This window comes from Streptomyces sp. NPDC007872 (assembly GCF_042868165.1).
GTDB lineage: Bacteria > Actinomycetota > Actinomycetes > Streptomycetales > Streptomycetaceae > Streptomyces.
This window is the reverse complement of the sequence record NZ_JBIAEA010000005.1, coordinates 279196-292560: the sequence shown is the minus strand read 5'-3', so window position 1 is coordinate 292560 and position 13365 is coordinate 279196. Positions and strand designations below refer to the sequence as shown.

The window sequence follows — 13365 nt, the reverse complement described above, 5'->3', positions numbered from 1 at the left end:
CGGAAGCCCTCCGGGCCCGTCACCCCGTCGGGGCCGGGCGGTCCTCAGACCGCGACGGCCTCCTCCATCTCCTCCTCGGCCTCGGCCTCCTCGGCCTCGGCCTTCTCGGCGGACTGAGCAGCGGACCGGGTGGCGGGCTGGGCAGCGGGCCGGGGGGCGGACTGCGCGAGGGGCCCGGCGGCCGGCTTCGCGCGCCGCGCCTCCGTGAGGCCCGCGACGGCGACGAGGGCGACTCCGGCGAGGAGCCAGAGGGCGAGGACGAGGACGTTCCCGCCGAGGGCGTGGCCGTCGAAGTACACGTGCGCGCGCACGCCCTCGACGAAGCCCGCGCCGTTCCAGAAGGCGTGCAGGGCGCCGAAGAAGCCGGGCTGGAGCTCGGGCCGGTAGATGCCCCCGGAGCTGGTGAAGTTGAGCATGACGAAGAGGACCATCACGCCGAGCGTGGTCCAGCGGCGCAGGAAGGTGTGCAGGCCGACGCCGACGAGCAGGATGCCCGCCGCGTAGAGCCAGGACATCGCCCACACTCCGCCGAGGCCCTGGTCGACCAGGTGGAAGACCGGCCCGGCGAAGAGGGTGCCGATCAGGCTGACGACGAAGGACGTGCCGGCGGCGAGGAGGACCCTGATCCGCATGGGCAGGACGGCTCCGGCGCCGCCGATGACGGCGACCGAGGCGTACGCGCCGATGCTGAGGGCGACCAGGAGGAAGAAGACGCCCTGGCCGGTGGGGTCGCCGGAGGCGGTGGGGGCGACGTCGGTGACCTTCAGCGGGGCGTCCTGCGCGGCGGCGACCTTGGTGAACACCTTCTCGACCGCCATGGCGCTGGTGTCGGAGGAGCCCGAGGCGACGAGGAGTTCGGGCTTCGCGCCCGGCACGTAGGCGCCGAAGCTGTGCTGCTCGCGCAGCGCGGTGACGGCCGTCTCCCGGTCGGCGACGGTCCGGACGTCGAGGGCGCCCGCCCCCTCGTCCTGGAGCGTCTGGGCGAGGACCCGGGTCGTGGGCCCCGAGCCGACGACGTCGACGCGCAGGTCGTGCGGTTCGGGGGCGTGGAAGGCGCCGAGGTAGGCGAGTCCCATGCCGACGCACATCAGCAGGGGGGTGAGCAGATGCCCGAGGACGTGCTTCAACGCTCCCCTGGTGTTCGGTCCTGCGGACACCGAGACCTCCATGGTTGGCTTTTACAACTAAAGAACCGTTGTAGTATACAACTGAAAGGCCGTGATGAGCGAACAGCGCCCGCACGACGACGAGGGAGCCCCCATGACCGGCGGCACCGAACCACCCCGCGAGGCGTCCCTGGACGTCATCCAGCGCGAGCTGACGGCCTTCGCCCGCCGGGCCCGCGCCGCGGCGGCCCGGGTCCACCCCGAGCTCCCGCTCGTCTCGTACACGCTCCTCGCCCACATCGAGGAGCGGCACGGCTGCCGCGCGACCGACCTCGCGGCCCACTACCTGCTGGACAAGTCGACGGTCAGCCGCCAGCTCGCCGTCCTGGAGAAGCTCGGCTTCGTGGAACGCCGGCCGGCCCCCGACGACCACCGCGTACAGGTCCTGCACGCCACGGAGGAGGGCACGAAGGTCCTCGCCTCGGCCCGGACTAACCGCAGGGCCGCCTACCAGGAGCGCCTCAAGGACTGGTCGGCCGAGGACCTCGCCCGCTTCGCCGCGTACCTCCTGCGCTACAACGACGCCGGCACGGACGACCTCCCGGACCACCCCTAGCCCTGACCCGGCCCGCCCCGCACCGCGGCGGCCCGGACCCCACCCCGGCCCAGGTCACGCTCCACCCCGGCCCAGGTCCCGCTCCGTCCCCACCCCGACCCCGCCCCCGCTCCTTCGGCCCCGCGCGTCCCCTACCGGGAGAACCCCCTACAACCCCGCGTCCCGCGCGAGCAGCGCCGCCTGGACGCGGTTCTCGCAGTCCAGCTTGGCCAGGATTCGGCTCACGTACGTCTTCACCGTGCCCTCGCTCATGTGCAGCCGCTTCCCCGCGTCCGCGTTGGAGAGCCCCTCCCCGAGCAGCGCCAGGACGTCCCGCTCCTTCTCGCTCAGCGCCGCCACCCGACCCCGGGCCTCCTCGGCCCGGGCCGCCTCCCGGCCCCTGGCGAGCCGCTCCACCACGTGCCGGGTCGCCGCCGGCGACAGGTACGCGTCCCCCGCCGCGGCCGCCCGCACGGCCCCGATCAGCTCCGCGGGCGCCGTGTCCTTGAGCAGGAACCCCGCACCTCCGTACTCAAGGGCCCGCAGGACGTTCTCCCGCTCGCCGAAGGTCGTCAGGACGACGACCCGGGCCGCGGGCACCGCCCGCCGCAGCTCCGGCAGCGCCGAGAGTCCGTCGAGGACCGGCATCTGGATGTCGAGCAATACCACGTCGGCCGCGTGCGCCCGCGCCGCCTCGACCGCCGCCCGCCCGTCGGCCGCCTCCCCGACGACCTGGATCTCCGGGTCCGAGTTGAGGATCATCCGGATCCCGGCCCTGATCAGCGGCTCGTCGTCCGCGATCACGACCCTGATGGGCTGCCCTGCCACAGCTTCTCCCCCACGGCTCCGGTACGAGCGGCCGCGCTACCGCTGCTCGGCCGTGTACGACTTCTTCTCGATCAGCTTGCCGTCCTTGAAGCAGAACCGGAAAACGGGCTCCTCGTTCCAGTCCTCGCCCGTCTCCGAGGACAACAGCACCAGGCACTCGGCCCCTTCCGGCTGCGCGGGCCCCGAACCCTGGAGGCCCACCGTGGCTATCGAGTCGCCCGAGGGCAGTCGGTCGCGGACCTCCTTCTCGCTCGCCCCGATCTTCACCGCCTCGTACTCCGCGGGGTCGATCATCCCCTTCTCCAGCGAACCCACCAGGAAGTAGAGGCCGAAGCCCCCCGCCACCAGGAGCAGGACGAGCGCCGCGAACGCGATCCCGCACCCCAGCGCGACCCCTCTGCCCGTGCCCCTGCCCCCACGCATCGCCATCGCCAACTCCCGCTCGGTGAAAGTCCAGTCGGCCGGTCCGACCACGACCGGACGACCATCACCCACCAGCGGCTTCGTGGTCTGCTGCCGGAAGTCGTCGGCCGCGTCGACCAAAGGCACCGCCTCCGCGACCGGCGCCGCCCCGTACGGCAGCATCCCGGCCACCCGGAACCCGCCGCCGTCGGCCGGCCCCGCGTGACACATGCCGCCCACCAGCCGGGCCCGCTCGACGAGGCCGGTCAGCCCCTGCCCGCCGCTCACCACGTCCTCACCGGGCCCGCCCACCGGCTCCTCGTTGACGACCTCGACCACGAAGGCGTCAGGCTCGTAGCGGAGTTCGACGCCGATCGGCGCCCCCGGCGCGTACTTGTAGGCGTTGGTCAGGGCCTCCTGCACGATCCTGTACGCGGCGTGGTCGGCCGCCGGCGCGAGCGGACGCTCCTCCCCCGAACGCCGCAGCCCCACCTCGGTGCCGGCCGCCCGGGCCGCCGCCACCAGCCCTTCGATGCCGGCGATCCCCCGGGCCGCCCGCCCCGTCTCGTCCCCCGCGGGCGCGGGCGCCGCCGCCTGCCCGCCGGCCGGACCGACGCCGTCGCGGAGTATCCCGACGACCTCCCTCAGCTCGTGCATCGCGGTCACCGAGGCGTTCCGCAGGACGCCGACCACCTCGCGCTGCCGCTCGCTCAGCTCCCGGTCCACCTCCAGGGCTCCCGTGTGCACGGCGATCAGGGCCAGTTGGTGCCCGAGGCTGTCGTGCATGTCCTGGGCGATGCGCTGGCGCTCCCGCAGCCGTGCCTGCCAGACCACCATGGTCCGCTCGCGCAGCAGTTGGGCGTTGCGCTCCTGGAGCGCGTGCAGCAGGGTCCGCCGCTGGGTCCAGTAACGGTGGGCGAGGGCGGGGGCCAGGATGGTCCCCAGGTAGTAGAGGGTCGCCATGAAGACGACGGTGAAGAGCCGCTGCCGGTCCCAGGTGTCCACGAGCGTCCCCCCGACGTCGAGGACGAAGGCGGCGATGAACGCGGCCAGCGCCCGCCCGGCGCTCGCGATGTACCGGCCGGCCGACCAGCCGACCACGAGCAGCAGCGGCCCGAACCCGGCGACGAAGGGGGAGAGCGCCGCCGTCAGGACGAGCACGCCCGCGGGGAGCCGCCGCCGCAGCAGCGACAGCACGGCGGCACCGGCGGCGACCCCCGCCAGCCGCCACCCCGCACCGCCCAGCAGTTCCTCGGTCCCGGCGGCGAGCAGCGCCACGACCACGGCGAGCGCCACCTCACCGGTGGTCCGGCGCCCCGACCACTGCCCGGGCACCGCGAACCAGGCCCACCCGGCGGCGAGTGCGGCCCCGATCCCGTACGAACCCCGGTCCCCCGACTTCGACATAGCGTCCACGCCCGCACCCTAGGCACGGACCCCACCGCCGGCCTTCCCTCTTTCGTCCCACCCGCCCACGACGAAGGTCGCGACCTGTGGAGTACCTCACACCGGGACGCCGGGCGCCGGGACACTGGGCGCCGGGAAAGCAAGAAGGCCGACACCATCTTCATGGTGTCGGCCTTCTCATCGATACTGCTGGAGCGTTGCTCCTGGTGCGCGAGGGGGGAGTTGAACCCCCACGCCCTTTCGGGCACTGGAACCTGAATCCAGCGCGTCTGCCTATTCCGCCACCCGCGCATTGGGTGTGCTCCGGGCCCTCTCACTTTTCGGTGGGAGCGCCTGGCGACATCAGAAGATTAGCACGTCGCAGACCGTGGATTCACATCCGTTGTTTCGGCTCCGCTCGCGGAGACCAAGGTGTCCGGAGGGAGGGAGTGACAGAAGGGCGGACGGGGGTAGGGCGGAGCGGAAGAGAGCGGGGAGAGGACAGGAAGAGGGCAGGGAGAGGGCAGGGAGAGGGGGAGAAGAGGAAGGAGAAGACGGGAAGGGATGGGGGGAGGAGGACCCGGGGAGAGGGAGGAACGGGGACGGACCGCCCGGACCCCGGACCGAGCCCTCACTTCCACAGCCGGGTGCGGGACACTGTCCACAGGCCGCCTCTACGATCCGTGGGGGCAACCTGTGAGAGGTGACACTCGTCCACAGGGCAGAGAAGGGGAACCAGCCGATTTCCCGACGCGTGGATACGATCAGTAAGCAGTACCAGGACGACAACGACGGAGGAGGTGCCCCATGGGAGTCCTGAAGCGTTTCGAGCAGCGTCTCGAAGGTCTGGTCAACGGCACCTTCGCCAAGGTCTTCAAGTCCGAGGTCCAGCCCGTCGAGATCGCCGGCGCGCTCCAGCGCGAGTGCGACAACAACGCGCAGATCTGGAACCGCGAGCGGACCGTCGTGCCCAACGACTTCATCGTCGAGCTGAGCACACCGGACTACGAGCGCCTCAGTCCCTACTCCGGCCAGCTCGGCGACGAGCTCGCCGGCCTGGTCAGGGACTACGCCAAGCAGCAGCGGTACACCTTCATGGGACCGATCAAGGTCCACCTGGAGAAGGCCGAGGACCTCGACACCGGCCTGTACCGCGTCCGCAGCCGCACGCTGGCGTCGAGTACGTCACAGCCGCAGCCGCCCGCGGGCGGACAGCAGGGCCGCGACGGCTACGGGTACCCCCCGGCCGGCGCCCCGCCCATGCCCGCTGCACCGCCTCCCGGCGCGCCCGGCCAGCGGCCGCAGGCCGCCGCGGGCCGTCCCGGCGCCATGCCCGGCCCCGCCACCCACGGCGGAGCGGGCACCCAGGTGCGCCGCTGGATCGAGATCAACGGCACCCGCCACCAGATCTCGCGCCCGACCCTGGTCCTCGGCCGCAGCACCGACGCGGACGTGAGGATCGACGATCCCGGCGTCTCCCGCCGGCACTGCGAGATCCGGACCGGAACGCCCTCGACGATCCAGGATCTGGGATCCACCAACGGCATCGTGGTGGACGGGCAGCACACCACCCGCGCTACGCTCCGCGACGGCTCGCGGATCGTCGTGGGCAGCACCACCATCGTTTACCGGCAAGCCGAAGGGTGAAGCGGGGGCAATGTCAGAGCTGACCCTGACGGTCATGCGGTTGGGTTTCCTGGCCGTTCTGTGGCTGTTCGTCATCGTGGCCGTCCAGGTCATCCGCAGTGACCTCTTCGGTACGCGGGTCACCCAGCGCGGTTCGCGGCGCCAGGAGGCGCGGCCCCAGCAGGCCGCGCGCCAGGCGTCCGCGCCCCCGCAGCAGCGCGGCCAGCAGCAGAACACGGGCGGCGGCCGCCAGCGCCGTGGCGCCCCGACCAAGCTCGTCGTCTCCGAGGGCACCCTCACCGGCACGACCGTCGCCCTCCAGGGCCAGACGATCACGCTGGGCCGGGCGCACGATTCGACGATCGTCCTCGACGACGACTACGCCTCCAGCAGGCACGCCCGGATCTACCCCGACCGGGACGGCCAGTGGATCGTCGAGGACCTCGGGTCCACCAACGGCACGTACCTCGACCGGGCCCGCCTCACCACCGCCACGCCGATTCCGCTGGGCGCGCCGATCCGCATCGGCAAGACCGTCATCGAGCTGCGGAAGTAGTGCACATCATGAAGAGGCGCGAGCGGAGCGAGCGAGCCGGGACGGTCCCCGCCTCGGGACGTGCCGCGCTCCCGGCCGAAGCGTCCGGAGCGACCGAAGTGACCGGAGCGACCGGAGGGTGGGCAGTGTGGGTCGAGACCGGCTGTACCCCGATGCAGCGTCGACAGGGCAGGTGCGCATGACTCTGTCGCTGCGATTCGCCGCGGGCTCGCACAAGGGCATGATCCGCGAGGGCAACGAGGACTCCGGCTACGCCGGGCCCCGGCTGCTCGCCATCGCCGACGGCATGGGCGGCCAGGCCGCCGGCGAGGTCGCCTCCTCCGAGGTGATCTCCACCCTCGTCACGCTCGACGACGACGTTCCCGGCTCCGACATCCTCACCTCGCTCGGTACGGCGGTGCAGCGCGCCAACGACCAACTGCGGATGATGGTCGAGGAGGACCCGCAACTGGAGGGCATGGGCACCACGCTCACCGCCCTCCTGTGGACCGGCCAGCGGCTCGGTCTGGTACACGTCGGCGACTCGCGCGCCTACCTGCTCCGCGACGGCGTCCTCACCCAGATCACCCAGGACCACACCTGGGTCCAGCGGCTCGTCGACGAGGGCCGGATCACCGAGGAAGAGGCCACCACCCACCCGCAGCGCTCGCTCCTCATGCGCGCGCTCGGCAGCGGCGACCACGTCGAGCCCGACCTCTCCATCCGCGAGGTCCGGGCCGGCGACCGCTACCTGATCTGTTCCGACGGCCTGTCCGGCGTGGTCTCGCACCAGACCCTCGAGGACACCCTCGCCAGCTACCAGGGCCCGCAGGAGACCGTGCAGGAGCTGATCCAGCTCGCCCTGCGCGGCGGCGGCCCCGACAACATCACGGTGATCGTCGCCGACGTCCTCGACGTCGACGGCGGCGACACCCTCGCCGGTCACCTCAGCGACACCCCGGTCATCGTGGGCGCGGTCGCCGAGAACCAGGCCCAGCTCAACGACGGCGGGGCCATGCAGACCCCGGCCGGCCGCGCCTCCGGGCTCGGCCGCCACGCCGCCCACCGGCAGCCTCCGGCCGGCGGCTTCGGCCCGCCCGGCAGCGGCGGCGGCAGCGGTGGCCAGGACTACGACGGAATGCCCCCGGAGGGCTCCTTCGAGTCGTACACCGAAGACGACTTCGTCAAGCCCCGCAAGGGCCGCAGGTGGCTCAAGCGCGGCTTCTTCCTCGTCCTGGTCCTCGCGCTCCTCGGCGGCGGCCTCTACGGCGGCTGGCGCTGGACGCAGACCCAGTACTTCGTGGGGTCCAAGGACCAGCACGTGGCGCTCTACCAGGGCATCAGCCAGGACCTGGCGTGGGTCTCGCTGTCGAAGGTGGAGAAGGACCACCCCGAGATCGAACTCAAGTACCTCCCCGCCTACCAGCGGAAGCAGGTCGAGGAGACGATCGCGGGCGGCAGCCTCGGCAAGGCCGAGACGAAGATCACCGAGCTGGCCGTGCAGGCCTCCGCCTGCAAGAAGACCGAGCAGCGCCGCGCCGCCGCCGAGAAGGCCGCCGACCAGGCGAGCAAGCCGCCGGCCCAGAAGCCGGACGGCACCGCCACCCCCGACTCCAAGCCCACCACAGCCGCTCCGTCCCCGGGTCCCACCCTCACCGGGGAGGAGCAGAAGCTGGCCTCGAACTGCGGCAAGCAGTAAGCACCCGTAGGGGGGCCTTTCACCACCATGAGCGTTGTCACCAACACGACCACCATCGGCGCGATCGAGGCGCCGAGCCGTCGCAACACCGAGCTGGCGCTGCTCGCGTTCGCCGTCGTCATCCCGGTGTTCGCGTACCTCAACGTCGGCCTGGCCATCGACGGCAAGGTCCCGGCCGGCATGCTCGGGTACGGACTCGGCCTCGCCCTCCTCGCGGGCGTCGCGCACCTGGTGGTCCGCAAGTGGGCCCCGTACGCGGACCCGCTGCTGCTGCCCCTGGCGACCCTGCTGAACGGCATGGGCCTGGTGCTGATCTGGCGCCTTGACCAGTCGCCGCGGCTGATCGCCACCTCGATGCGGCTCTACAAGAGCTTCAGCCCGGACGCCCCGAGCCAGATGATGTACTCGGCGATCGGCATCGCCATGTTCGTGGGCGTGCTGGTGCTGCTCAAGGACCACCGGGTCCTCCAGCGCTACACGTACATCTCCATGGTGGTCGCCCTCGTCCTGCTGCTGCTGCCGCTCGTGCCGGGCCTCGGCACGGACAGCTTCGGCGCAAAGATCTGGATCCGGGTCGGCGGCTTCTCGATCCAGCCCGGCGAGTTCGCCAAGCTGGTCCTGGCGGTGTTCTTCTCCGGCTACCTGATGGTGAAGCGGGACGCCCTGGCCCTGGCCAGCCGCCGTTTCATGGGGCTCTACCTGCCCCGTGGCCGTGACCTCGGCCCGATCCTGACGATCTGGGCGGTCAGCCTCCTCATCCTGGTCTTCGAGAACGACCTCGGCACCTCGCTGCTGTTCTTCGGCATGTTCGTGATCATGCTGTACGTGGCGACGGAGCGGACGAGCTGGATCGTCATGGGTCTGCTGATGGCAGCGGGCGGCGCGGTCGCCGTCAGCTCCTTCGCCAGTCACGTCCAGTCGCGTGTGGCGGCCTGGCTCGATCCCTTCGAGTGCCTGAAGACGGCGCCGGCCGGCAGCAACATGGCGTACGCCTGTGACCAGATGACCCAGGTCCTGATGTCCTTCGGTTCCGGCGGCATCCTCGGCACCGGCCTCGGCCAGGGCAACTCCGACCTCATCGGCTTCGCCGCCAACTCCGACTTCATCTTCGCCACCGTCGGCGAGGAGCTCGGCCTCACCGGTGTGATGGTCTTCCTGCTCCTCTACGGACTGATCGTCGAGCGCGGCATCCGCACCTCCCTCGCCGCCCGCGACCCCTTCGGCAAGCTGCTCGCGATGGGCCTCTCCGGCGCCTTCGCGCTCCAGATCTTCGTCGTCGCCGGCGGTGTCCTGGGACTCATCCCGCTCACCGGCATGACCATGCCGTTCCTCGCGTACGGCGGTTCCTCCGTGATCGCCAACTGGGCCCTGATCGGCATCCTGATCCGGATCAGCGACACCGCCCGGCGCCCGGCGCCCGCGCCCGCCCCCTCCCCCGACGCCGAGATGACCCAGGTGGTCCGTCCGTGAACAAGCCGCTGCGGCGGGTCGCGATCTTCTGCGGCCTGCTCATCCTCGCCCTGCTCCTGCGGGACAACTGGGTGCAGTTCGTCCGTTCCGACGAGTTGACCACGCACGCGAAGAACACCCGCGTCCGGATCGAGCGGTACGCCAACGAGCGCGGCAACATCATCGTCGACGGCAAGCCGATCACCGGCTCCGTCGACTCCAAGGACGAGTACTACAAGTACAAGCGGACCTACATCGACGGCCCCATGTGGGCGCCGGTCACCGGCTACGCCTCGCAGGCCTACGACGCCAACCAGATCGAGAAGATCGAGGACGGCATCCTCACCGGCAACGACGACCGGCTCTTCTTCGACCGCACCCTCGCCATGTTCACCGGTGAGCAGAAGAAGGGCGGCGACGTCGTCACCACCCTGAACGGCGCCGCGCAGAAGGCCGCCTTCGAGGGCCTCGGCAACAACACCGGCGCTGTCGTCGCCATCGAGCCGAAGACCGGCAAGATCCTGGCGATGGCCTCCACCCCCTCGTACGACCCCTCCTCCTTCGCCGGCTACTCCGGCAAGGACGAGAAGGCCTGGGTCGCGCTGGAGAAGGACAAGAACAAGCCGAAGCTGAACCGGGCGCTCCGCGAGATCTACCCGCCCGGTTCCGTCTTCAAGGTCGTCACCGCCGCCGCCGCGCTGGAGAACGGCAAGGTCAGCGACATCAACGCGCCGACCAAGACCCCCGAGGGCTGGAAGATCCCGCTCTCCAACAAGGAGATGGTCAACCACGCCAGCGGCTGCGCGAACGCCAGCCTGAACCGGGCGCTGGAGATCTCCTGCAACTCGGTCTTCGCGAAGCTCGGCGACGACGTCGGCCGCGACAAGATGGTCGAGATGGCCGAGAAGTTCGGTTTCAACGCCGAGCAGTTCACCCCGGTCCGCTCCGCCGCCTCCGTCTACGACAAGAAGGCCGACCGCGGCGGCAACGCGCTCTCCTCCATCGGCCAGTTCAACACCGCGACCACCCCGCTCCAGATGGCGATGGTCACGGCGGCGATCGCCAACGACGGCAAGCTGATGAAGCCGTACATGATCGACCAGCTCCGCGCTCCCAACCTCGACCTGATCAAGCAGAACGAGCCGGAGGAGATGAGCCGCCCGGTCTCGCAGGAGACCGCCCAGAAGCTCCAGCAGATGATGGAGAACGTCGTCACCGAGGGCACCGGCGGCAACGCCGACCTGAAGATGGACGGCGTGAAGGTCGGCGGCAAGACGGGTACGGCCCAGCACGGCGAGAAGAACGCCAAGCGCCCCTACGCCTGGTTCATCTCGTACGCGAAGACCGCCGAGGGCTCCCCGGTCGCGGTCGCCGTCATCGTCGAGGACTCGGCGGGCACCAACCGCGAGGACATCAGCGGTGGCGGTCTGGCCGCCCCGATCGCGAAGGCCGTGATGAAGGCGGTCCTGAAGACCCGGGGCTGATCTTCCCCACCCGGTCCCGGTCCGGCACGGGCCAGGTACCGGTCGGGTATCAGCTACCGGCCCCGGGCGGAACGCCTTCCCGGGGCCGGTAGCGTATGCGCGAACAGCACACACCGCCGGACCACCCATGGGTGCGGTCGGGACAGACGGAGAGGGCTGGATTAGCTATGGAAGAGCCGCGTCGCCTCGGCGGCCGGTACGAGCTGGGCTCGGTGCTCGGCCGTGGTGGCATGGCCGAGGTGTACCTCGGCCAGGACACCCGGCTCGGCCGCACCGTCGCCGTGAAGACGCTGCGGGCCGACCTGGCCCGTGACCCGTCCTTCCAGGCCCGGTTCCGCCGTGAGGCACAGTCCGCCGCCTCGCTGAACCATCCGGCGATCGTCGCGGTCTACGACACCGGCGAGGACTACGTCGACGGGGTCTCCATCCCGTACATCGTGATGGAGTACGTCGACGGGTCGACCCTGCGTGAGCTGCTCCACTCCGGGCGCAAGCTGCTGCCCGAGCGCACGCTGGAGATGACGGTCGGCATCCTCCAGGCACTGGAGTACTCGCACCGCGCCGGCATCGTGCACCGCGACATCAAGCCGGCGAACGTCATGCTGACGCGCACCGGCCAGGTCAAGGTCATGGACTTCGGCATCGCGCGCGCCATGGGCGACGCGGGCATGACCATGACGCAGACCGCCGCGGTGATCGGCACGGCCCAGTACCTCTCCCCGGAGCAGGCCAAGGGCGAGCAGGTCGACGCCCGCTCCGACCTGTACTCCACCGGCTGCCTGCTGTACGAGCTGCTCACCGTCCGTCCCCCGTTCATCGGCGACTCCCCGGTCGCGGTCGCGTACCAGCACGTCCGCGAGGAGCCGCAGCCGCCGAGCAACTTCGACCCCGAGATCACGCCCGAGATGGACGCGATCGTCCTCAAGGCGCTGGTCAAGGACCCCGACTACCGCTACCAGTCGGCCGACGAGATGCGCGCGGACATCGAGGCCTGCCTCGACGGCCAGCCGGTCGCGGCCGCCGCCGCGATGGGCATGGCGTCCGCGCCCGCGTACGGCGGGGGCTACGGCGGCTACCCGCCGGAGGACCAGCCGACCACGGCCCTGCGCCAGGCCGACCCGGGCGGCCAGACCGCCATGCTCCCGCCGGTCAACCCCAACGACGGCGGCTACGGCTACGACGACCGCCCGGACCGCCGTCGCGGCGGCCAGAAGAAGTCGAACACCTCGACGATCCTGCTGGCCCTCGCCGGCGTCCTGGTGCTCATCGGCGCGATCTTCATCGGCGTCGCGATCTTCGACAAGAAGGACGGCCCGGAGCCGGTCACGGTGCCGCAGTTGGTCGGCGAGAAGCTGGACGTCGCGACGAAGCACGCCGCCAACGTGAACCTGAAGGTCCAGGAGGCGGGCACCGAGCGCTGCGACCAGCCCACCGGCGCCATCTGCCGCCAGGAGCCGGTCGCGGACGGCGTCACGAAGGTGGAGCCCGACGACACGATCAAGGTGTACGTCTCCGAGGGCGCGCCGCTCGTGGAGGTCCCGGACGTCCAGGAGCAGTCCCAGGAGCGGGCCACGAAGTCCCTGGAGGACAAGGGCTTCAAGGTCAAGGTCGAGGAGGAGGAGTCCGACGCGAACCCCGGCTCCGTCCTGCGCCAGAACCCGGGCGGCGGCACCAAGGCGGAGAAGAACACCGAGGTGACGATCACCATCGCGAAGAAGAAGCTGAGCACGGTTCCCCCGGTCGTGGGCAACCAGCTCGCGCAGGCCGAGCAGCAACTGAAGGCGCTGGGCTTCGTGGTGACCACCGAGGAAGTGGACTCCGACAAGCCGAAGGGCGAGGTCCTGGAGCAGTCTCCGGAGGGCAACGCCTCGGTCGCGGGGGGCTCCGAGGTGAAGCTCAAGGTCTCCAAGGGCCCGCAGCAGGTCCAGGTCACGATCCCGGACGGCCTCACGAACCGCCCCTTCAAGGACGTCAAGGCGCAGCTCGAAGGCATGGGCCTGACGGTCGTCCAGAAGGGTTCGGACAAGGAGGACGCGCTGGTGCTGGCCACCAACCCGGGCGCGAACACCCCGGTCAACACCGGCACCACGGTGGAGGTCTTCACCGCGGGCGGCGGAGTGCCCAGCAACCCCGGTGACAACAACAACGGGGGCGACAACGGCGGCAACGGCGGCAACAACAACGCCATCGGCGGCTGGTTCGACTGATCGCCCGCCCCGTACGAGGGGAGAGCCCCGGCATCCGGAGGACCGGAT

The 13365-nt window shown here is 70.9% G+C and carries 10 protein-coding genes and 1 tRNA gene; 7 read left to right on the top strand and 4 right to left on the bottom strand.

Translation table 11 applies throughout. The features are described 5' to 3' along the window. Window positions 1-44: 44 nt before the first annotated feature. Complete coding sequence (locus ACFYNX_RS19930) at window positions 45-1169, bottom strand: hypothetical protein (protein ID WP_388662900.1); 1125 nt, start codon at window positions 1167-1169, stop codon at window positions 45-47. Window positions 1170-1260: 91 nt separating this feature from the next. Here ACFYNX_RS19930 and ACFYNX_RS19925 point away from each other — a divergent pair, with 91 nt between their 5' ends. Next, the gene (locus ACFYNX_RS19925; protein ID WP_388663405.1) at window positions 1261-1722 is read left to right on the top strand and encodes a MarR family winged helix-turn-helix transcriptional regulator; all 462 of its coding nucleotides are present in this window, start codon (window positions 1261-1263) and stop codon (window positions 1720-1722) included. A gap of 147 nt (window positions 1723-1869) precedes the next feature. Here the strand turns inward: ACFYNX_RS19925 and ACFYNX_RS19920 are convergent, their stop codons facing one another. From ACFYNX_RS19920 to ACFYNX_RS19910, 3 genes are all read right to left on the bottom strand, one after another. After that, window positions 1870-2529, bottom strand: a complete 660-nt coding sequence (locus ACFYNX_RS19920; protein WP_365539761.1) for a response regulator transcription factor — start codon at window positions 2527-2529, stop codon at window positions 1870-1872. A gap of 36 nt (window positions 2530-2565) precedes the next feature. After that, window positions 2566-4338 (bottom strand): histidine kinase, encoded by a 1773-nt coding sequence (locus ACFYNX_RS19915; protein ID WP_365539819.1) that lies wholly within the window; start codon window positions 4336-4338, stop codon window positions 2566-2568. A gap of 204 nt (window positions 4339-4542) precedes the next feature. Further along, window positions 4543-4629 (bottom strand) — tRNA-Leu (locus ACFYNX_RS19910). Window positions 4630-5124: 495 nt separating this feature from the next. Here ACFYNX_RS19910 and ACFYNX_RS19905 point away from each other — a divergent pair. The 6 genes from ACFYNX_RS19905 (at window position 5125) to pknB (ending at window position 13317) form a co-directional block, all read left to right on the top strand. Continuing rightward, window positions 5125-5964, top strand: a complete 840-nt coding sequence (locus ACFYNX_RS19905) for a DUF3662 and FHA domain-containing protein (RefSeq protein ID WP_125661639.1) — start codon at window positions 5125-5127, stop codon at window positions 5962-5964. A 10-nt stretch (window positions 5965-5974) separates the two neighbouring features. Next, window positions 5975-6499, top strand: coding sequence for an FHA domain-containing protein (locus ACFYNX_RS19900; protein ID WP_365539762.1), 525 nt, complete (start codon window positions 5975-5977; stop codon window positions 6497-6499). A gap of 178 nt (window positions 6500-6677) precedes the next feature. Next, the gene (locus ACFYNX_RS19895) at window positions 6678-8177 is read left to right on the top strand and encodes a Stp1/IreP family PP2C-type Ser/Thr phosphatase (protein ID WP_365539763.1); all 1500 of its coding nucleotides are present in this window, start codon (window positions 6678-6680) and stop codon (window positions 8175-8177) included. A gap of 27 nt (window positions 8178-8204) precedes the next feature. Continuing rightward, window positions 8205-9647, top strand: coding sequence for an FtsW/RodA/SpoVE family cell cycle protein (locus ACFYNX_RS19890; RefSeq protein ID WP_125661630.1), 1443 nt, complete (start codon window positions 8205-8207; stop codon window positions 9645-9647). Beyond that, complete coding sequence (locus ACFYNX_RS19885) at window positions 9644-11110, top strand: penicillin-binding transpeptidase domain-containing protein (protein WP_365539764.1); 1467 nt, start codon at window positions 9644-9646, stop codon at window positions 11108-11110. The genes ACFYNX_RS19890 and ACFYNX_RS19885 overlap by 4 nt, the downstream gene beginning before the upstream one ends. Window positions 11111-11277: 167 nt before the next feature. Further along, complete coding sequence (pknB, locus tag ACFYNX_RS19880; protein WP_388662896.1) at window positions 11278-13317, top strand: Stk1 family PASTA domain-containing Ser/Thr kinase; 2040 nt, start codon at window positions 11278-11280, stop codon at window positions 13315-13317. Window positions 13318-13365: the final 48 nt, after the last annotated feature.

Excerpts from the sequence above, each read along its gene's own strand:
- ACFYNX_RS19925 (WP_388663405.1), top strand. The coding sequence starts at position 1,261 with ATGACCGGCGGCACCGAACCACCCCGCGAGGCGTCCCTGGACGTCATC.
- ACFYNX_RS19895 (WP_365539763.1), top strand. The coding sequence starts at position 6,678 with ATGACTCTGTCGCTGCGATTCGCCGCGGGCTCGCACAAGGGCATGATC.
- ACFYNX_RS19905 (WP_125661639.1), top strand. The coding sequence starts at position 5,125 with ATGGGAGTCCTGAAGCGTTTCGAGCAGCGTCTCGAAGGTCTGGTCAAC.
- ACFYNX_RS19915 (WP_365539819.1), bottom strand. The coding sequence starts at position 4,338 with ATGTCGAAGTCGGGGGACCGGGGTTCGTACGGGATCGGGGCCGCACTC.
- ACFYNX_RS19930 (WP_388662900.1), bottom strand. The coding sequence starts at position 1,169 with ATGGAGGTCTCGGTGTCCGCAGGACCGAACACCAGGGGAGCGTTGAAG.
- ACFYNX_RS19900 (WP_365539762.1), top strand. The coding sequence starts at position 5,975 with ATGTCAGAGCTGACCCTGACGGTCATGCGGTTGGGTTTCCTGGCCGTT.
- pknB (WP_388662896.1), top strand. The coding sequence starts at position 11,278 with ATGGAAGAGCCGCGTCGCCTCGGCGGCCGGTACGAGCTGGGCTCGGTG.
- ACFYNX_RS19890 (WP_125661630.1), top strand. The coding sequence starts at position 8,205 with ATGAGCGTTGTCACCAACACGACCACCATCGGCGCGATCGAGGCGCCG.